Annotated in this window: 15 protein-coding genes, 1 pseudogene and 1 riboswitch; of the genes and pseudogenes, 13 read left to right on the forward strand and 3 right to left on the reverse strand. The window is 69.8% G+C overall.

From position 1 onward, the window contains the following. Window positions 1-260, reverse strand: a pseudogene (locus tag PKD06_RS01700) (TonB-dependent receptor); the annotation flags it as partial. A gap of 111 nt (window positions 261-371) precedes the next feature. Beyond that, a riboswitch (cobalamin riboswitch) is annotated at window positions 372-580 on the reverse strand. Window positions 581-744: 164 nt separating this feature from the next. Here PKD06_RS01700 and PKD06_RS01705 point away from each other — a divergent pair. After that, window positions 745-1,995: an ABC transporter substrate-binding protein gene (locus PKD06_RS01705; protein WP_324377110.1), complete on the forward strand. Its 1,251-nt coding sequence runs from the start codon at window positions 745-747 to the stop codon at window positions 1,993-1,995. 36 nt (window positions 1,996-2,031) lie between these two features. After that, the gene (locus tag PKD06_RS01710) at window positions 2,032-2,958 is read left to right on the forward strand and encodes a carbon-nitrogen hydrolase family protein (protein ID WP_324377111.1); all 927 of its coding nucleotides are present in this window, start codon (window positions 2,032-2,034) and stop codon (window positions 2,956-2,958) included. Window positions 2,959-2,967: 9 nt separating this feature from the next. Here the strand turns inward: PKD06_RS01710 and PKD06_RS01715 are convergent, their stop codons facing one another. Next, a complete protein-coding gene (locus PKD06_RS01715; RefSeq protein WP_324377113.1) occupies window positions 2,968-3,726 on the reverse strand; it encodes an IclR family transcriptional regulator in 759 nt (252 codons plus the stop codon). A 213-nt stretch (window positions 3,727-3,939) separates the two neighbouring features. Between PKD06_RS01715 and PKD06_RS01720 the strand changes: the two genes are divergently transcribed. The 10 genes from PKD06_RS01720 to PKD06_RS01765 all read left to right on the forward strand — a co-directional run bounded on the left by PKD06_RS01720 (window position 3,940) and on the right by PKD06_RS01765 (window position 17,021). Then, window positions 3,940-4,710, forward strand: a complete 771-nt coding sequence (locus PKD06_RS01720) for an enoyl-CoA hydratase/isomerase family protein (RefSeq protein WP_324377116.1) — start codon at window positions 3,940-3,942, stop codon at window positions 4,708-4,710. A 33-nt stretch (window positions 4,711-4,743) separates the two neighbouring features. Beyond that, window positions 4,744-5,808, forward strand: coding sequence for an ABC transporter substrate-binding protein (locus PKD06_RS01725; RefSeq protein WP_324377118.1), 1,065 nt, complete (start codon window positions 4,744-4,746; stop codon window positions 5,806-5,808). Then, a complete protein-coding gene (locus tag PKD06_RS01730) occupies window positions 5,808-6,890 on the forward strand; it encodes an ABC transporter ATP-binding protein (protein WP_324377120.1) in 1,083 nt (360 codons plus the stop codon). The genes PKD06_RS01725 and PKD06_RS01730 overlap by 1 nt, the downstream gene beginning before the upstream one ends. After that, window positions 6,887-8,635 carry an ABC transporter permease subunit gene (locus tag PKD06_RS01735; protein WP_324377121.1) on the forward strand — a complete coding sequence of 583 codons (1,749 nt, stop codon included), beginning with the start codon at window positions 6,887-6,889 and terminating at the stop codon, window positions 8,633-8,635. The genes PKD06_RS01730 and PKD06_RS01735 overlap by 4 nt, the downstream gene beginning before the upstream one ends. Window positions 8,636-8,652: 17 nt before the next feature. Next, on the forward strand, window positions 8,653-10,188 hold the full coding sequence (locus PKD06_RS01740; protein WP_324377123.1) for an AMP-binding protein: 1,536 nt from the start codon (window positions 8,653-8,655) through the stop codon (window positions 10,186-10,188). Between the two features lie 455 nt (window positions 10,189-10,643). Next, window positions 10,644-13,064, forward strand: coding sequence for a TonB-dependent receptor (locus tag PKD06_RS01745; RefSeq protein WP_324377125.1), 2,421 nt, complete (start codon window positions 10,644-10,646; stop codon window positions 13,062-13,064). Between the two features lie 17 nt (window positions 13,065-13,081). Further along, window positions 13,082-14,050 carry an ABC transporter substrate-binding protein gene (locus PKD06_RS01750; RefSeq protein WP_324377127.1) on the forward strand — a complete coding sequence of 323 codons (969 nt, stop codon included), beginning with the start codon at window positions 13,082-13,084 and terminating at the stop codon, window positions 14,048-14,050. Between the two features lie 97 nt (window positions 14,051-14,147). Next, window positions 14,148-14,966, forward strand: a complete 819-nt coding sequence (locus tag PKD06_RS01755; protein ID WP_324377129.1) for an ABC transporter permease — start codon at window positions 14,148-14,150, stop codon at window positions 14,964-14,966. 82 nt (window positions 14,967-15,048) lie between these two features. Continuing rightward, window positions 15,049-15,819 (forward strand): ATP-binding cassette domain-containing protein, encoded by a 771-nt coding sequence (locus PKD06_RS01760; protein ID WP_324377131.1) that lies wholly within the window; start codon window positions 15,049-15,051, stop codon window positions 15,817-15,819. Then, a complete protein-coding gene (locus PKD06_RS01765) occupies window positions 15,816-17,021 on the forward strand; it encodes an NnrS family protein (protein ID WP_324377133.1) in 1,206 nt (401 codons plus the stop codon). The genes PKD06_RS01760 and PKD06_RS01765 overlap by 4 nt, the downstream gene beginning before the upstream one ends. 8 nt (window positions 17,022-17,029) lie before the next feature. On the opposite strand, the gene PKD06_RS01770 is transcribed toward PKD06_RS01765, so the two are convergent. Then, window positions 17,030-17,863, reverse strand: a complete 834-nt coding sequence (locus PKD06_RS01770; protein ID WP_324377135.1) for a DUF1971 domain-containing protein — start codon at window positions 17,861-17,863, stop codon at window positions 17,030-17,032. Between the two features lie 151 nt (window positions 17,864-18,014). Between PKD06_RS01770 and PKD06_RS01775 the strand changes: the two genes are divergently transcribed. Then, on the forward strand, window positions 18,015-18,217 hold a 203-nt coding region (locus PKD06_RS01775; RefSeq protein WP_324377138.1), incomplete at its 3' end, for an Rrf2 family transcriptional regulator.

The raw sequence follows: 18,217 nt of genomic DNA on the forward strand, positions 1-18,217 counted from the left end.
GGTGCCGCGGGCGCCGCCACGGGCGCGGCGGCCGGCCTGACGCGCCGCGCGGCGCGCCGGCGGCGCGAGGCGCGGGCCTCGGGCGCCGTCTCCACGACGCGCGGCGCGGGGGCCGGCGCGACGCGGGGCGGGGCCACGACGACGGGCGGCAGCTCGTTGCCGCCCTGGATCGTCTGCTGGGCCGAGGCGATCGCAGGCGCAAGGGCGAGAATGAGAAGCGACGAGGAGCGCAGCAGGCGCCGGCGGGCTGTCGTGGACATGGGCAAGGGAGACCTCGGAGACGTCAGTGGCACGTCACCGCGAACGCAGTCTCCCCGCCGCCCTCGGGCGACGGCTCGGCTACCACCGGAACCCCCCGTCCGACGTGCTCGCGTGTGACCACGGCTGACGGCAGGTCTCCTGGCTCGCGGGTCGCCGCCTCCCGCCGCCTTCCCGGGCCGAGGACCCAGTGGCATCGTGGCGAGAGGCTCACCGCTCACAGTTGCGGGGGCAGCCGCGGATTCGGGTGATTCTCTTTCGAGATCGCCCTCACCGCATTCCCATTCAATCCCCGAAGGGAACCGTCATCCGCCAACTTGCGCCAACCATTGCGGCGGTCAATCGCAAAGTCGCCGCACGAAGGCCACGTTCTGGAACCGTTGCAAGCCGGCAACGACGGGCGCCGCTCCCGCCTCTCGCCGGAGCGGGCCCGAAAGCTGCTATGAGTCCGGCCGGGTCGTCACGACACAGCTTCCGGGACATTCCATGCCGCCAGCCTCTTCAACCGATTCGCGCCGCTCCGGCCTGGCGGGCGCCGCCCTGGCGATCTGGCTCGCCTTGCACGGGACCGCTCCGCTCGCCTCCGAGGCGGCGGCGCCTGCGGCCGTCACGATCGGCGTCCTGACCGATATGAACGGCCCCTTCTCGGATCAGGTCGGGCGGGGCTCCGTCGTCGCGGCCGAGCTGGCCGCGGAAGACTTCTCGCGCGAGGATGGCGGGCTCGCGGTCACGATCCTGTCGGCGGATCACCAGAACAAGCCCGATATCGGGCTCTCCATCGCCCGGCGCTGGATCGATACCGAGAATGTCGCGGCGATCGTCGACCTGCCCCATTCGGGCGTCGCGCTGGGCGTCGCCCATCTTCTCGGCGAGCGGGACCGGGTCGCCCTGGCCTCCAGCTCGATGACCTCGGACCTGACCGGAAAAGCCTGCGCCCCGACCACGGTGCAATGGGTGACCGATACCTGGGCGCAGGGCCGCGGAACGGTCGCGGCCCTCGCCGGCAACGGCCCGTCCGCATGGTATTTCCTCACCGTCGACTACGCGCTCGGCCATGCGCTGGAACGGGATGCGACGAAGGCGCTCGCGGAATCGGGGGGCTCGGTCGCCGGGGGCGCGCGGCTGCCGCTCGGGACGAGCGATTTCTCGGCCGTCCTGGTGCGGGCGCGAGGCTCGGGCGCGCAGGTCCTGGCGCTGGCGAGCACCGGGGCCGACATGATCGCGGCGGTCAAACAGGCCGGCGAGTTCGGCCTGACGCCGGGCCTGACCATCGCCCCGCTGTTCATCCAGCTCTCCGACATCCACGCCCTCGGCCTCGCACGCGCCCGGGACATGCGCCTCGTCGAGAGCTTCTACTGGGACCTGAACGACTCGACCCGCGCCTGGAGCCGGCGCTGGAGCGCGCGGATGGACGGGCGCATGCCGACGGAGGACCATGCGGGCGTCTATTCCGCGACCCTCGCCTATCTGCGCGCGGTGCGCCGCAGCGGCACCCTCGCAGGCCGGCAGGTGGTCGCCGCCATGAAGCGGGAACCGATCGACGATCCGCTCTTCGGGCGCACGCTCATCCGCGCGGACGGGCGCGCCGTGCACGACCTGCACCTGTTCGAGGTCAAGCACCCGGACCAGTCGCGCGGCGCCTACGACTATTACCGGCATCTCGGCACCATTTCCGGAGAGACGGCGTTCCGCCCGCTGGAAGCCGGAGACTGTCCGCTTGTCCGCGCGCCGGATTGATCGACAGCGGGCGGCCCATTGCCTAGATGAAGTCTCATGAGCATCGTCCGAGCCGCCGTCATCCAGAACGCGCCCGTCGTCTTCGATCGCGACGCGACGATCGAGAAGGTCGGGCAACTGGCCCGGCAGGCGAAGGAAGGCGGCGCCGAGCTCGCCGTCTTCCCGGAGGCGTTCGTCTCGGCCTATCCGAAGGGGCTCGATTTCGGCGCCCGGATCGGCACCCGGACGCCCGAGGGCCGAGAGGATTTCCGGCGCTATTTCGACAGCGCCGTCGAGGTGCCGGGCCCCGCCGCCTCGCGCCTCGGCCAGATCGCAGGCGACCACGGCCTGCATCTCGTCATCGGCGTGATCGAGCGCGACGGCGGGACGCTCTATTGCACGGTGCTCTTCTACGGCCCGGACGGCCGGCTGCTCGGCAAGCACCGCAAGCTCATGCCGACCGCCTCCGAGCGCCTCGTCTGGGGCTATGGCGACGGCTCGACCCTCCCCGTCTTCGACACGCCGATGGGCCGCCTCGGCGCCGTGATCTGCTGGGAGAACTACATGCCCATGCTGCGCATGGCCATGTATGCGAAGGGCATCCAGATCTATTGCGCCCCGACCGCGGATGATCGCGACACCTGGCTCGCGACGATGCGGCATATCGCGATGGAGGGGCGCTGCTTCGTGCTCTCCTCCTGCCAGTTCCTCCTGCGCTCGGATTGCCCGCAGGATTACGCGGCCATCCAGGGAGACGCGCCGGACACCGTCCTGATGCGCGGGGGAAGCTGCATCATCGGTCCGCTCGGGCAGGTCATGGCCGGGCCGGCCTTCGGCCAGAGCCAGATCCTGCATGCGGAGCTGGACCTGGCGGAGATCGCCCGCGGTAAATACGATTTCGACGTCGTCGGCCATTACGCCCGGCCGGACATCTTCCGCCTGAGCGTCAACGAGCGCCAGACCGCACCCGTCGCCTTCGAATAGCCTGCCGCCTCAGGCTCCTCTCGCCCGCCCGGACTGCGAGATCCCGGCGGCGGCGGCGACGACCAGGGAGGAGAAGGCCTCCTCGGCCTCCTCCGGCGAGAAGCGGGCGCGCGAGACCGCGATGTTCACCGCGGCGATCGGAATCCCCTGCCGGTCGAGGATGGGAGCCGCGATCGAGACGTCCGAGCGGTAATATTGCTCGAAGGCGAGCGCGTAGCCCTTCTCCGCCGCCTCCGCGAGCTGCGCCGTCAGGGCGTCGATATCGGTGACGGTGTGGGGCGTGAAGGGGCGGCGGTCGCTGCGCAGCAGGATCTGCCGCGCCTCCTCGCGAGGCATGGCCGACAGCATCGCCAGCCCCGACGCCATGCAGAAGGCGGGAAGGCGCGTGCCGATCACGACGTCGGTATTGAGGACGTGGCGGCTGAGGAACCGCGAGACGAAGATCACCTCCGTGTCGTCGCGGACCGTCAGGTTGATCGTCTCCTGGGTCGTCTGGCTGAGATGCTGCAAGACCGGCATGGCTCGTTCGATGAGGGAATTCGCGCGGGTGTAGTGATGCGCGAGCGCCAGGATGCGCGGCGCCAGCTCGAAATGCTTGGTGGCGGGGTCCTTGCGCAGGTAGCCGAGGCGCTCGAGCGTGTGGGTGAAGCGCTGGGTCGCGCTCCTGTCGAGCCCGATCGCGGCCGCGAGCTGCGTCAGGCTCAGGGTCGGACGCGAGACGTCGAAGGCCGTGAGCACGCGGAAAGCCTTCTCAACCGACCGGACCATCAGCGGATCATCCTGCCGCTGATCCTCCTGTCTCCGATCCTCTTGCCCCGGCTTCCCGGCCGCTGCGGGACTCGCGGCAGGGTTCTTGCCTGACGCACGCTTCCGGCCGGACGATTCGAGCCGATTCCGAGTTGACACGGATCACTCCATTAAGTATATTGTCCACATATACAGTAACTTTTATCGCATTGCAATAACTTTCTGGAGACGACCTTGGCCGATTTCGTTCTGACCGACCGCAAGGGCGCCGTCGGCGTCATCACGCTGAACCGGCCCGAGGCGCTGAACGCGTGGAACCGGCCGATGCGGAACATGCTGATCGCGGCCTTCGAGGCGTTCGAGAAGGACGAGGCCGTGCGGGCCATCGTCCTCACCGGGGCGGGCGACCGCGCCTTCGGCGCCGGCCAGGATCTCTCCGAGAGCCAGACCTTCGACGCCGACCGCGCCGAGGAATGGGTCGCCGAATGGGAGACGCTCTACGACCGCATGCGCGCTCTCACGAAGCCGCTGATCGCGGCGCTGAACGGCGTGGCGGCGGGCTCGGCCTTCCAGGTGGCGCTCCTGACCGACATGCGCGTCGGCCACGAGGGCGTGCGGATGGGCCAGCCCGAGATCAATTCCGGCATCCCCTCGACGACGGGCCCCTGGATCATGCGCGAGATGCTGGGCATCGCCCGCACCATCGACCTCACCCTGACGGGGCGCCTGATGGATGCGGCAGAATGCGTGCAGGTCGGGCTCATCAACCGCCTCGTCCCGCAGTCGCAGGTCATGGCCGAGGCCCTGAAGCTCGCCGAGGAGCTGGCCGCCAAGCCGCCCGTGGCCATGCGGCTCGACAAGATGCGCTTCCGCGAGATGACCCAGGCCGGGTTCGAGGATTGCCTCAAGGCCGGCATCCGCATCCAGCGCGAAGCTTATGCCTCCGGCGAGCCGGCGCGCATGATGGAGGCGTTCTTCGCCGCCCGCGCGGCGCGCAAGGGCTGATCCCGCGAAAGCACCGGTAAGGGAGGGAACAAGATGACAGAGTTCACGACCAGGCCGAGCCGTCGATCCCTCATCCGGGGCGCGGCCGGACTTTCCGCCGGCCTCCTGGCCGCCCCGGCTTTCGTCGGGCGCGCCCTCGCGGCGACGACCCTCACCGTCGCCGATCCGGGCGGCCCCTACGGGCCCGGCTATCGCAAGGCCTTCTACGATCCCTTCGAGAAGGAGACCGGCATCCGCGTCGCCAACGTGGCGCGCGAGGCCGAGCCGACCGCCCAGTTCAAGGCCATGGTCGAGACCAAGTCCTATATCTGGGACGTCTGCACGCTGACGGTCTCCGCGCGCGACATCCTGGTCCGGCAGAACCTGCTCGAACCCATCGGCTTCGATTCCGTGCCGGGCTACATGGCCGACGGCATCACGCCGCTCTGGCTCGGCATCGACGTCTACTCGACGATCCAGGCCTATCGCACCGACAAGTTCAAGGACAAGGCGCCGTCCTCGTGGGCCGATTTCTGGAACGTGAAGGCGTTTCCGGGCCGGCGCGCACTGCGCAAGAACCCGATCGACACGCTCGAGCAGGCGCTCCTCGCCGATGGCGTGCCTCTCGACAAGCTCTATCCGCTCGACATCGACCGGGCCTTCAAGAACCTCGACCGCATCAAGCCGGATGTCGACGTCTGGTGGACCTCCGGCGCCCAGTCGAGCCAGCTCATCCAGAGCGGCGAGATCGACCTGATCGCGATGTGGAACGCCCGCGCCCAGGCCGCGATCGACGGCGGCGCACCGGTGAAGATCGTCTGGAACCAGGGCCTCTTCTCGATCGAGGGCTGGGGCATTCCGAAGGGCAGCCCCAATGCCGAGATCGCGCGGAAATTCGTGAGGTTCTGCTCCGATCCCGCGCGCCAGGCGGTCTTCACGGAATTCCTCGCCTACGGCCCGGCCAATCTCGACGCCTACAAGCACATTCCCCCTGCCCGAGCGCCGATCCTGCCGACCTACGAGGCCAACCTCAAGGTCATGACGATCGCGAAGGAAGAATGGTGGAGCGCCAACCGCGCCGCCGCCACCGAGCGCTTCAACTCCTGGATCCTGACCTGATGACCCTCGCGGCGGCGACATCCGGCGGCGCGGCGGCGCCGAAGCTGAGGGTCGAGGCCCTCGCCAAACGCTACGGGGCGGTCGACGCCCTGAAGCCGACCAACCTGTCGGTGGCGCCCGGAGAGTTCCTGACTCTCCTCGGCCCCTCCGGCTCCGGCAAGACGACGCTGCTCCAGATGATCTGCGGCCTCGCCGAGCCGACCGCCGGCCGCGTCTTCATCGACGGGCGCGACGAGACGGCGACGCCGGTTCATCGCCGCGACATCGGGCTCGTCTTCCAGCATTACGGGCTCTTCCCGCACCTGACGGTGGCCGAGAATATCGGCTTTCCGCTGCGCATGCGCGGCTGCCCGAAGGAGGAGATGGAAGAGCGGGTCGGAAAGGCGCTGGAGATGGTCCAGCTCGACCGGATGGCCACCCGCTTTCCGCGCGAATTGTCCGGCGGCCAGCAGCAGCGCGTGGCCCTCGCGCGCTGCTTCATCTACCGCCCCTCGGTCATCCTGATGGACGAGCCGCTCGGCGCGCTCGATCGCAAGCTGCGCGAGCACATGCAGCTCGAGATCCGGCGCCTGCATCGCGAGACAGGGGCGACCATCGTCTACGTCACGCACGACCAGGAGGAGGCGCTCGCCTTGTCCGACCGCATCTGCCTGATGAACCACGCCGAGGTCGAGCAGGTGGCGACGCCCGCGGAGATCTATGCGCGGCCGAAGACGGCCTTCGCCGCCGATTTCATCGGCATCTCGAACATCCTCCGCGGCACGATCGAGCGGGGCGAGGGCGGGGAGCGCCGGCTCGCGACCCCGCACGGCGCACTGCCGCTTCCCGATTCGCCGCTCCCCGAAGGGAGCGCGGCCCTCGTGGTGCGCCCCGAGCAGATCGAGATGGGTGGGGCGGGCGACAGCCGGCTCGGCGGCAGCGTCAGCGAGATGATCTATGCCGGCTCGGAGACGCGCATGATCGTGACCCTTCCGGCCGGAGAGAACGTGATGGTCCGCCTGCCCGCCAAGGAGACGCTTCCGCGCCTCGGCGACACGGTCGAGTTCTCCTGGAATTCCAGCCAAGCGGTGCTGGTGCCATGACCGGGGCGGCCGCAACCGAACGCCGCCGCTGGCGGTGGGGCGCCTTGTGGCTGGCGGCGCCGGCCCTCGCCTTCCTGGCCGTGTTCATGGTCCTGCCCGTCGGGCAGCTCCTGTCCACGAGCCTGAGGGATGCCCAGACGGGCAGCGTGACGGCCGCCCACTATGCCCGCCTGTTCCAGGTGGACGTCTATCTGCGCGTGCTGGGCATCACGTTCCGCATCGCGGGCTGGACGGCTCTGTTCTCGGTCCTGCTCGGCTATCCGCTCGCCTATTGGCTGGCGCGGCAGCCCGACGGCCGCCGGGCCAAGATGCTGCTGCTCGTGCTGGTGCCCTTCTGGACGAGCTATCTCGTCAAGACCTTCGCCTGGATGATCATCCTGGGGCGCCGCGGCATCCTCAACAGCGCGGCGATGGACCTGGGCCTGATCGATTCGCCCCTGGCGCTGATCAACAACGAGTTCGGCGTGATGGTCGGCATGGTGCATTCCATGCTGCCGCTCGCCGTCCTGACCATGCTCCCGGTCATGATCACGGTCGATGCGCGGCTCGCCCAGGCGGCGGCGACGCTCGGCGCGCCTCCCTCGCGCAATTTCTGGCTCGTCCACGTCCCCCTGTCGATGCCGGGCGTCGCGGCGGCGGGGCTGCTCACCTACATCACTTCGCTCGGCTTCTTCATCGTGCCGGCGCTCCTCGGCGGCCGCCAGCAGACCATGCTGGCGCAGCTCATCCTGGTGCAGGTGCTCGAACTGGTGAACTGGCCCTTCGCCGGCGCGCTCGCCGCGCTGATGCTGGTGACCGCGCTCGTCACCTGCCTCGTCTATGACCGCGTCTTCGGGCTTTCCAGCCTCTCCGGCGACACCTCCGGCGGCGCGAGCCATGCGAGCTGGCTGCGCCGCGGCGGGCTGGTGGCCGCCGACGGGATGGGCCGCCTCATGGCTGCCCTCGCCGCCCTCACGGAGCCTTTCGGCGGGCGCCGCCTCGGGCCATGGCTCCTGCCGGCCTATGTCGCGGCGGTGCTGGTCTTCCTGCTCTTCCCGCTGATCGTCGTGATCCCGATGGCGTTCACCTCCTCCTCGTTCCTGGAATTCCCGCCGCCGGGATATTCGACGCGCTGGTTCGAAGCCTATCTCTCCTCGCCCGTCTGGATCGGGGCGACGATCCGCTCCTTCGGCGTCGCCTTCGCGACCGCGGCCCTCGCGACCCTGATCGGGGCGGCGGCGGCCTTCGGCCTCGCCCGCTCGCGCTCCCGCCTGCGCGGCCTCGTCTTCGCCGCGCTGCTCGCCCCGACCATCATCCCCCGGATCGTGATCGCGGTGGGGCTCTACTACCTGTTCGCGCAGCTCGGGCTCGTCGCGACCGATCTCGGCCTCGTCATCGGCCACACGCTGCTCGCCATCCCCTTCGCCCTGATCGCCGTCGCGGCCGTGCTGAAGACCTATGACTGGCGCCTCGACCAGGTCGCGGCGACGCTCGGCGCGAGCCGCCTCCAGGTGGTCCGGCTCGTCACCGCGCCGCTGATCCGGGGCGGGCTCGTCGCCGGCTTCCTGTTCGCCTTCATCACCTCCTTCGACGAGCTGACCGTCGCCCTCTTCGTCTCCGGCGGCCTCAAGACCACCCTGCCGAAGCAGATGTGGGACGACATGATCATGCAGCTCAACCCGACCCTCGCGGCCGTCTCGGTCGTGATCTTCATCGTCATCACGGTGCCGCTGCTCCTCGCGGAGCGGCTGCGCCGTCCCTCCTGAGACAGACCGCCTCCCTCATGCCGTTCCAGCCCGCCGGCTTCATCGACCTGTTCCTCGCCCAGGCCGCAGCCTCTCCCGACCGCATCTTCGCCCGTTTCGAGGGCGAGCCCGTCACCTTCGGCGATCTCGGCCGCATGTCGGCCGCCTTCGCCGGGGCGCTCGCGGCGAGGGGGCTGGGTCCCGGAACGCGCGTCGCGGTGATGATGGCCAACAGCCCGCAGACGCTCGGCGTGCTCTTCGGCATCGCGCGGGCGGGGGCGATCTGGATTCCGGTCAATGCGCGCCAGCGCGGCGAGGGGCTGCGCTACATCCTCGAGCACAGCGAGCCCCAGGTGATCGTCGTCGACGAGGACCTTCTCCCGGTCGTCGAGGCGAGCGGGGCCAAGGTCGATGCCTGGATTCTGCGCGCTGGCGGCGAGGGATCGCTCGCCGCCGTCCTGTCGGGCCCTGCGGGGGCCGCGGGCCCTGCTAAGGCGCCGGATCCCGCGATCGATCCGGCGACGCCCTTCGCCATCATGTACACCTCCGGCACGACCGGCCGGCCGAAGGGCGTCCTGGTCACGCATCTGATGCTGCGGCTCGCGGGCGAATCCGTCGCGCAGCTCTCGCTCGCGGGCCCCGACGACGTCTTCTTCGTCTGGGAGCCGCTCTATCACATCGGCGGCGCCCAGACGCTGGTCCTGCCCCTGATCCGGGGCGCCCGTCTCGCCATGGTGGGGCGCTTCAGCGCCAGCCGCTTCTGGGACCAGGTCCGGGCGGAGGGCGCGACCCGCATCCATTATCTCGGCGGCATCCTTCAGCTTCTCCTGAAGCAGCCTCCCCGGCCCGACGATCGCAGCCACCCGGTGAGCATCGCCTGGGGGGGCGGCTGCCCGGCCGAGATCTGGCGCCCCTTCGAGGAGCGCTTCGGAGTCCAGGTCCGCGAATGCTACGGCATGACGGAGGCGTCGAGCCTCACGACCTGCAACGAGACCGGCATTGTGGGCTCGGTCGGCCGGCCGCTGCCCTGGTTCACGGTGGACCTCCTCGACGAGAGCGGCGCTCCGGTGCCGCAGGGCGAAAAGGGCGAGATCGTCGTCCGCACCAGGCTGCCCGGCGCGATCTTCCCGGGCTATTTCCGCAATCCCGAGGCGACCGCCGCGGCGCTGAGGGACGGGGCGCTGCACACGGGCGACAGCGGCTCCTTCGATGCCGAGGGCAACCTCTTCTTCCACGGCCGGCTGAGCGACAGCGTGCGCTGCCGCGGGGAGAACGTCTCCGCCTGGGAGGTGGAGCACGTCGCCGCCTCGCATCCCGCCGTCGAGGATTGCGCCATCATCGGCGTGCCGGCGGAGATCGGGGAGCAGGACATCAAGCTCTTCGTGAAGCCGAAGCCCGGCGCCGCGATCGACCCGGCCTCCTTCCTCGCCTGGCTCGCGGAGCGCCTGGCTCCCTACCAGACCCCGCGCTACCTGGCGCTGGTCGCGGAATTCGAGCGCACCCCGAGCGAGCGCATCATGAAGCACAAGCTGCCCAGGGACACCGCAGGCGCCTTCGACCGCGAGCGAAGATAGGCCGCCCGACGGACAAGCAATATCCGGCAGGCCAAGCCGGCGCGCCGAGGGCCAAGCGCGCCACCAGCGCCAAGCGCGCGGCCAAGTCGCGCGGCCAAGTCGCGCGAGGTCCAGGCGGCAACGAGCCTGTGAGCCCTGCGGCTCGATGCTCCGGATGTCAGAGCCATCCGCTCGAATATTCGAAAGATTACAATCATTGTAAAACAGCGGCGAGCACGAGTTGCGCAATTCCCACACTCCGTTGCCGAGCGGTCCCGCCCCGAAAAACATGAGTCCCAGATGTTGTTTAAAGCGCGCCGAGCGATAAGATGAATTTGTAACTCCTCTTTTTAGGAGTTCCATTGTTGTCGCATCGCAAACAGCGCCGCTCCGTCGATCCAGCCGCCGCCACGCGGCGGAAGCGCGCCCGCAGGGGGCCTTCCGAAGTGATCGAGACGTCTTTTTCCCGCCGATCCATGCGCGCCGTTCCGGCCGGATCGAACCGTCCAGCCCTGTCCGCTCTCGCAGCCGGGCTCCTCGTCACGGTTTCCGCCACGGCGGTGCAGGCTCAGTCGGCGACCCCGGGAACGAGCGTGCAATTGCCCTCGATCACCGTCGAGCAGCCTCGCCCGGCGGCCGCACCGAAGCCCGTTGTCGGGCGGGAGGCGCCGGCGCGGACAGCTCCAGCCCGGCGCCGGCAGATCGCGCGCGGCGCCGGCCCCGCCCGTTCCACCGCGGGCCGCCGTCCTCAGCCGGCCCCCGCCCAGGCCCAGCCAGCGCCCTCCCCTTCCTTCGCCCCCGCCGCCGATCCCGCGCTCGCGGCCCGGCAGCGGCTGGAGGCCCTGCCGGGCGGAACCGCCGTCGTCACCCGCGCCGAGATGGGAGAGGAGGGCAATCCCACCCTCTCGAAGGCACTGAGGACCGCGCCCGGGGTGGTCGTGCAGGACTTCTTCGGAGGCAACGACCAGCCGCGAATCCAGATCCGCGGATCCGGCCTCCAGCAGAACCCCGTGGAGCGCGGCATCACGGTGCTTCAGAACGGCCTGCCCATCAACCGGGCGGACGGCTCCTATGTGGTCGGCCTCGCCAATCCGGGACAGGCGGAAGCGATCGAGGTCTATCGCGGCTATATCGCGAACCGGCTCGGCGCGACGGCGCTCGGCGGGGCGCTGAACTTCGTTTCCCCGACAGGCTCCTCGGCGCCCGGCGTCAATTTCAACGTGAGCGGCGGCAGCTACGGCCAGGTCAATACGGGCCTTCAGGCGGGCTTCCGGCAGGAGAATGTCGACGGCCTGATCCAGGCGGATGTCTCGCGCCGCGACGGCTACCGCTACTACAACAGTTCCGAGCGCGCGAGCGCCGCCGCCAATGTCGGCGTCGCGATCACGGACGAGATCAAGACGCGCTTCTTCATCGGCTATACCGATCTCGGCTTCGACGTCGCCGGCCCGCTCAACAGGGAGCTTCTCGCCGCCAATCCCCGGCAGGTCTTCACCGGCCCGACCGTGACCCCGTACGGCGCGATCAATCCGGGCCCGAACGTCGTGCGCGACAGGCCCCGGCGCGAGACGTCCCAGTTCCTGATCGGCCAGCGCACCTCCGGCGTCTTCGGGGCGCATCTCGTCGATTTCGCGCTCGGCTACACCTATACGGACGACATGTTCCGCTTCCCGATCTCGGCGGGCGTCAGGACGACGAAGGGCGGCGACTTCACCACCCTCCTGCGCTACGGCTACAAGCCCGACGAGGCGAGCCTCCTGCCGCTCTTCGAGACCTCGGCCCAGTACACGATCGGCTCGGCCTCGCGCGGATATTTCAACAACGTGCTCGGCGCGCAGGGCAGCCAGTTCGGCTCCGGCAATCTCGACGCCTCGACGCTCTCCCTCTATTCGGGCCTCAACATCCCGCTCTGGTCCTCGCCCTTTACCCTGTCGCCGTCGATCTCCTACGCGCATGCGACGCGCGACTACGGCGACACCTACGCGCTGCCGACCCGCCCGACCGTCGCCTTCAGCCCGGCCAGGCCCTATACGCTGCTTCCGAACGGCGCGGTCCCGAACCAGGACAGCAGCTATGCGCGCTCCTATGACGGCTGGACTCCGAGCCTCGCCTTGTCCTGGCGGCCAGCTCCGGATCAGTTCCTGTTCGGCGCGGTGAGCGGGGGCTTCGAGCCGCCCACGCATGACGACCTCCAGGCAACCATCAACGGCACGCCGAATTCCTCGCCCGGCCGCCCGAACCCCGCCGCGCCCTTCGCCCCGGCCGCCGCCTTCCGCACGCCCGATCTCAAGGCCCAGACGGCGACGACCCTCGAAGCCGGCTGGCGCGGACGGCAGGAAAACCTCTCCTGGGACGTGGTCTCCTATTATTCCTGGATCGACAACGAGCTTCTCAGCCTGCGCGACGAGACCGGCACCTCGCTCGGCGCGATCAATGCCCGCCGCACCACCCATTTCGGCGTCGAGGCCGGGTTCGGGGCGAAGCTGACCGACTGGCTCTCGGGCCGCCTCGCCTATACCTATCAGGATTTCCGCTTCCAGGACGACCCTCTGCGCGGCAACAACCGCCTCGCCGGCGCGCCCCGGCACATCATCGGCGCGACCTTGCAGATCCAGCCGGCCGCCGACTGGAAGATCGTGGGCGCGATGCGCTGGCAGCCCGAGAAGACGCCAGTCGACAACATGAACACGCTCTATGCAAAGCCCTTCGCGGTCTTCGACCTGAAGACCGAATATCGCGTAAGCAAGAATTTCACGGTCTTCGGCGAGATCGGCAACATCTTCAACGAGCGCTATGCCTCCTCGACGCTGATCGTGGATGTGGCGCGGCCCGATCAGGCGGTCTTCCTGCCGGGCGACGGCCGGACCTTCTATGCCGGCCTGCGCGCCACCTATTGAGCAGGGAGCCCCACCTCATGCCGACCCGCCGCACCTTCGCCGCCGGATTCTGCCTCTCCGCCCTCGCCGCGCCCCGCCTCGCGCGCGCCGCCGAGCCGCTGACGCTCTGGGGGCCTCCCGCCGCCCCGGCCCTCATCCTCGCGACGGCCGTGCAGGAGGGCCTTCTCAAGGACCTCGCCCCGGCCGCGAGCTTCAAGACCTGGCGGACTCCGGACGAGATGCGGGCGGGCCTCGCCGCCGGCACCATGGATGCGGTGGTGGTGCCGACCTATGCGGCCGCCAATCTCCACAACCGGGGCCTCGGCATCCGCCTCGCCACGGTCCTGACGGACGGCCTCCTCTACCTCGTGGCCCCGGCCGGGACCGTGAGCGGGCCGCAAGACCTGAAGGGCAGGAAGGTCTCGGTCTCGCTGCGCAACGAGATGCCCGATTTCATCTTCCGGCGCGTGCTGGCGGCGGCGAACGTCTCCCCCTCCGATCTCACGATCGACTATGCGGGCTCGCCCGCGGAAGTGGGACAATTGCTGATGTCGGGGAAGCTCGACGCCGCGCTCATGTCCGAGCCCGCCGCCACGGCCGTCATCCTGCGGGCCCAGATGGCCGGGAAGGCCCTCGAACGGGCGATCGACACCCGCAAGGCCTGGGCCTCCATCACCGGGCGGGGAGCGATCCCGCAGGCGGGCCTCGCGGTCGCGGACGGGCTGACCCGCCGCTTCGGCGGGGGCGCCCCCGCCGCGCCCCCGGCGGCGCTCGTCCGGGCGCTGGAGGCGATCCGCCGGGACCCCGGCGCCGCTGCCCGCGCCGCAGCCGGGACGATGGAACTGCCCGCTCCGGTCATCGAGCAGTCGATCCCCCATAGCAGCCTCGTCGTGCGCCCGGCCTCCGAGGCCAGGGACGATCTCGTCGCGCTGTTCGAGGTCCTGGCGCAGAGCGATCCGCGCATCATCGGCGGCAAGCTTCCCGAGGCGCGGTTCTACGCCTTGTGATACGAAATCCGGCAAATCGGCTCGGCCTGCTCCTTTCCAGGCGTCCTGGCCGGGCGAGGGGAGAGACATGCAGCCGGGCCTTTCAGCCGGAAGCGGTATGAGCCTCGTCTCGCGCCTCCTGGATTTCGCGGCCTGGGCCGGCCGCTACCTGTGGTCGGGCTGGGCGGGCCTAGCCGGGCTGTTCTGCGTCCTTGCCGCATGGCAGGCCGGCCACGAATTCTACGGCAGCTTCGTCCTGCCCTCCCCTGTCGAGACCCTGGACGCGCTCTCGGCGCTGCTGCGGGAGCCCGCCTTCCTGCACGCCGCGCGCGAGACCGCCTGGCGGGCCTTTGCCGGATTCGGGCTCGCGGTCGGGATCGGCACCCTCGCCGGGGCGGCGGCGGGTTATTCCTTCGCCGCCATGCGGCTCATGCGTCCGGTCGTCACCTTCATCCTGGGCGTGCCGCCGATCGCCTGGATCGTGCTGGCGCTGATCTGGTTCGGGCCGACCGGCGGCTCGGCCGTCGCGACGGTGGCCGTCGCCTCCCTGCCGATCTCCTTCGCGAGCGCGGCCGAAGGCATCGCGACGCGCGACCGGGCGCTCGACGCCATGGCGCGCTCCTTCGGGGCCGGCTGGTGGCTGAGGTTCCGTACGGTGACGCTGCCCCATCTCGTCTCCTACCTGTTCCCGGCCTGGACCACCTCCGCCGGCTCGGCCTGGAAGGTGACGGTGATGGCGGAGCTTCTGGCCAATGCGGGCGGGATCGGAAGCGAGCTTGCGACCGCCCGCTCGCTCTTCGACATCCCGCGCGTGATGGCGATCGTGGTCTGCGTCGTCCTCTTCGCCCTCGTCACGGAATACGGGCTCATCCAGCCCGTGCGCGACCGGCTGGAAGCCTGGCGCAAGGCGGGCCAGCCCTGGGGCGTGCGGCCGTGAAGCTCGCGCTCGAGAGCATGATCCCAGGAAGTGGATGCCGGTTTCAGGAAAAGATCATGCTCAAGCAAGAGGCTCGAGCGTGATGACGATTCAACGAAGCGTCATCACGCTCGAGGGAATCGGCCACGGCTTTCTCGGCCGCCCCGTCCTCGACGACGTGAGCCTGACGCTCGCGCCGGGGGAGATCGTGGCGCTGGTCGGCCCTTCGGGAAGCGGCAAGACGACGATCCTGCAAATCGCCGCGGGCCTCGTCGAGCCGCTGAGCGGACGGGTGCGGCGCGGCTATCGCCGCCATGCGGTGGTCTTCCAGGAGCCTCGCCTCCTGCCCTGGATGAGCGCGCGCGACAACATCGCCTACGGCCTGCGCGCGAGCGGCGAGCCACGCCGGACGCGGCGGGAGAAGGCCACGCGCCGCGCCCGCGACGTCGGGCTGGCCGCCGCGGTTCTCGACAAGTTCCCCGCCGAGATGTCGGGCGGCATGCGCCAGCGTGCGGCGGTGGCGCGCGCGCTCGCCGTCGATCCCGACCTCGTCTTCTTCGACGAGCCCTTCACGGCGGTCGATGTCGGGCTGAAGCGCAGCCTCCAGGACCTCGTCATCGAGGCCGCGCGACGCGAACATTTCGCCGCGCTCTTCGTCACCCACGATCTCGCGGAGGCGGCGCGGATCGCCCACCGCATGATCGTGCTGTCGGCAGAGACGCTCCGGATCCGGGCGGAGATCCCGGTCGGCGCGCTGCTCGGGCGGGAGATCGGCGAGCGCGGCGACCGCCCCATCTTCGAGCTGGTAGAAGCCTGGTCGCGCGATCCGCTTCTCGCCGAGCTGTTCGCGGGCGGACGGGAGGAAGAGCCTTGAGCGCGGCGGGATGTCATGGCCGGGAGGCTTCCGGCCCTCCGGTCCTGTCGGAGGGGCTGCGGCTGTTCTTTCCGGCGGCGGCCTGTCTCGCCGTGCTCTCGCCGCTCGTCTGGACCGCCTTGTTCGGCCTCTCGCTGCCCTTCGGAGGGGAGGTTCCGCCGAGCCAGTGGCACGCGCACGAGATGCTGTTCGGCATCTATGGGGCGGCGCTTGCCGGATTCCTGACCTCGGCGGTCCCGGAATGGACGGATACGGAGCCGCGCCGGGGCCGCGCCCTGCTCGTGCTCCTCGTGCTCTGGCTTCCGGGGCGCCTCGTCGGCCTCGTCGGATTCGCGCCGCTGAGCGGCCTCGCCGCCGTCACCGACCTCGCCTTCCTCGGCCTCCTGTTCTGGTATGTCCTGGCCGCCCTCATCGCGCGCGGAAGCACGCGCCACACCTCCTTTGCGCTCTGGGTCGCCCTGATCTGGCTCACGGAAGGGGCGATCAGGCTGTCCTGGCTCATCGGCGAGATCGAGCTCGGCGCCCGCCTCCTGCATGCGGCCCTGGCGATCTATCTCGTCTTCTTCTCGCTCGCGCTGGCGCGCATCAACGTCGCCGTGGTCAATCTCGCGCTCGATCCGAGCGGCGCGACGAGCCGCTACCGGCCCCATCCCGGCCGGCAGAACCTCACGGCGGGCCTCGTCGCGCTTTATGCCGCAGCCGCGCTCCTGGCGCCGCGATCCGCCGTGCCGGCCTATCTCGCGCTCGCGGCCGGCGCCGCCTTCTTCGACCGGCTCGCCGAATGGTTCATCGGGCGCGCGGTGCTGAGAAGCCACGTCTTCGCCCTTGCCGGCGCCACCTTGCTCGCCGCCCTCGGCTTCACGCTGATCGGCCTCGCCGGCCTCGGGGCGCCCGTCGCTCCGCAGACGGGCTTCCACGTCCTGGCCGTTTCCTGCCTCGGCCTCGCGGTGCTCGCGGTCTTCGTGATCGCGGGACTCCGGCATACGGGCCGGCCCCTCGTCCTGCCCTGGCAGGCCCATGCCGCCTTCGCGCTGATGGCGCTCGCCGGGCTGGCGCGCGTCCTGCCGGAGCTGGGGATCGGATCATCCCTCGCGGGCGCGCATTACGTCGTCGCCTCGCTCCTCTGGTCGGCCGCCTTCGCGGTCTGGCTCTGGGGCTTCCTGCCCGCCCTCCTCTCGCCGACGCTCGACCCGCCCGGCTGAGAGGCCGTTCAGGAGCCAGCCTGCACGAGCCCGTCCCTCGGCGCAATCTCCCCCGCGCGGAGCGGGACGACCGCCGTCGTGTCCTCGCCGCGATGGAAGGCGAGGCTCAGGCGGAAGCTCTGCGCCACCCGCTCCGCCCGGTCGACGAACAGGGCCGCCGTCTCCGGGAGGCAGATCGCCTCGACGGTCTCGCGGAACAGGGCCAGCCAGCGGACGAAATGGTCGTCGCACAATCCGGGCAGCGTCATGTGCTTGGGAAGCGGCCGCCCGTCGTAGCGGCCCGTCCCGAGCAGCATCGAGGACCAGAAATCATACATGATGCCCAGATGATGCGGCCAGCGCTCCTCCGGGATCGCCGCATCGAAGACCGGCGCGAGCAGCGCATCGGAGCGGATCTTCGCATAGAAATCGTCGACGACGCGCTTCACGACCTCCTCGTCGAGGCCGGGTGGGCCCATCTTCCACGGCACCCTGGCGGCCGTGAGGGCGGCTGCGGCCTCGGCCGTCACGGGCTGGATCAGGTCGCCCTCCTCCCGCGGCGCCTCGCCCTGCCGGGCGAGGCTTTCCCCGAAATAGGCGATCTCGAACCGGACCGGCCCGAGCAGCTCGATCCGGCACGGCTGGCGCGGACGCATCACGCCGTCCGCCTCCGGATCGAGGATCGTCTCGCGTCCCGATTCCAGGAAGCGCAGCTTGAGACGTCCCTCCCTCACGCGGATGCGGCCCCAGATGCCGGCCTTCAGCTCGTAGGTCCCGCGCATCGGCGCCGGAATCGTATCCTGGTCGAGGATCGCGCTCCTGCGCAGCAATCGAAGGTTCATGGCGGGAAGGGAGGACGTCACGGACAGGTTTCCAAGCGGGCGCGGCTGGACCTAGCCGCCAATTCATGAATAATGCAATCATGTTTTTTGCCGCAATATCCCCCGCTCTGTCCGGCCATGGACCTCCGGCCGCCGTCGCGCAACATTGCGCTGGCGCAAGGAACGGATTTCGATGCACCTGACCAGCTTCTCGGATTACGCGCTTCGGCTGCTGCTCTACGCGGCCGAGCGGCCCGAACGCCTGATCACGATCGAGGAGGCGGCGACGGCCTACGAGATCTCGCGAACGCATCTGACGAAGGTCGCGAACCATCTCACGCGGACGGGCTTCATGAAGGCCGTGCGCGGCCGGTCGGGCGGCCTCATGCTGGCTCG

Origin of the sequence: Enterovirga sp., from assembly GCF_035325185.1 — a bacterium.
Classification (GTDB): domain Bacteria; phylum Pseudomonadota; class Alphaproteobacteria; order Rhizobiales; family Beijerinckiaceae; genus Enterovirga.

What these genes read in the sequence shown, in the direction of transcription:
- PKD06_RS01760 (WP_324377131.1), top strand. Translation starts at nt 15,049, where the DNA reads ATGACGATTCAACGAAGCGTCATCACGCTCGAGGGAATCGGCCACGGC.
- PKD06_RS01745 (WP_324377125.1), top strand. Translation starts at nt 10,644, where the DNA reads ATGCGCGCCGTTCCGGCCGGATCGAACCGTCCAGCCCTGTCCGCTCTC.
- PKD06_RS01710 (WP_324377111.1), top strand. Translation starts at nt 2,032, where the DNA reads ATGAGCATCGTCCGAGCCGCCGTCATCCAGAACGCGCCCGTCGTCTTC.
- PKD06_RS01730 (WP_324377120.1), top strand. Translation starts at nt 5,808, where the DNA reads ATGACCCTCGCGGCGGCGACATCCGGCGGCGCGGCGGCGCCGAAGCTG.
- PKD06_RS01755 (WP_324377129.1), top strand. Translation starts at nt 14,148, where the DNA reads ATGAGCCTCGTCTCGCGCCTCCTGGATTTCGCGGCCTGGGCCGGCCGC.
- PKD06_RS01725 (WP_324377118.1), top strand. Translation starts at nt 4,744, where the DNA reads ATGACAGAGTTCACGACCAGGCCGAGCCGTCGATCCCTCATCCGGGGC.
- PKD06_RS01740 (WP_324377123.1), top strand. Translation starts at nt 8,653, where the DNA reads ATGCCGTTCCAGCCCGCCGGCTTCATCGACCTGTTCCTCGCCCAGGCC.
- PKD06_RS01705 (WP_324377110.1), top strand. Translation starts at nt 745, where the DNA reads ATGCCGCCAGCCTCTTCAACCGATTCGCGCCGCTCCGGCCTGGCGGGC.
- PKD06_RS01750 (WP_324377127.1), top strand. Translation starts at nt 13,082, where the DNA reads ATGCCGACCCGCCGCACCTTCGCCGCCGGATTCTGCCTCTCCGCCCTC.
- PKD06_RS01715 (WP_324377113.1), bottom strand. Translation starts at nt 3,726, where the DNA reads ATGGTCCGGTCGGTTGAGAAGGCTTTCCGCGTGCTCACGGCCTTCGAC.
- PKD06_RS01735 (WP_324377121.1), top strand. Translation starts at nt 6,887, where the DNA reads ATGACCGGGGCGGCCGCAACCGAACGCCGCCGCTGGCGGTGGGGCGCC.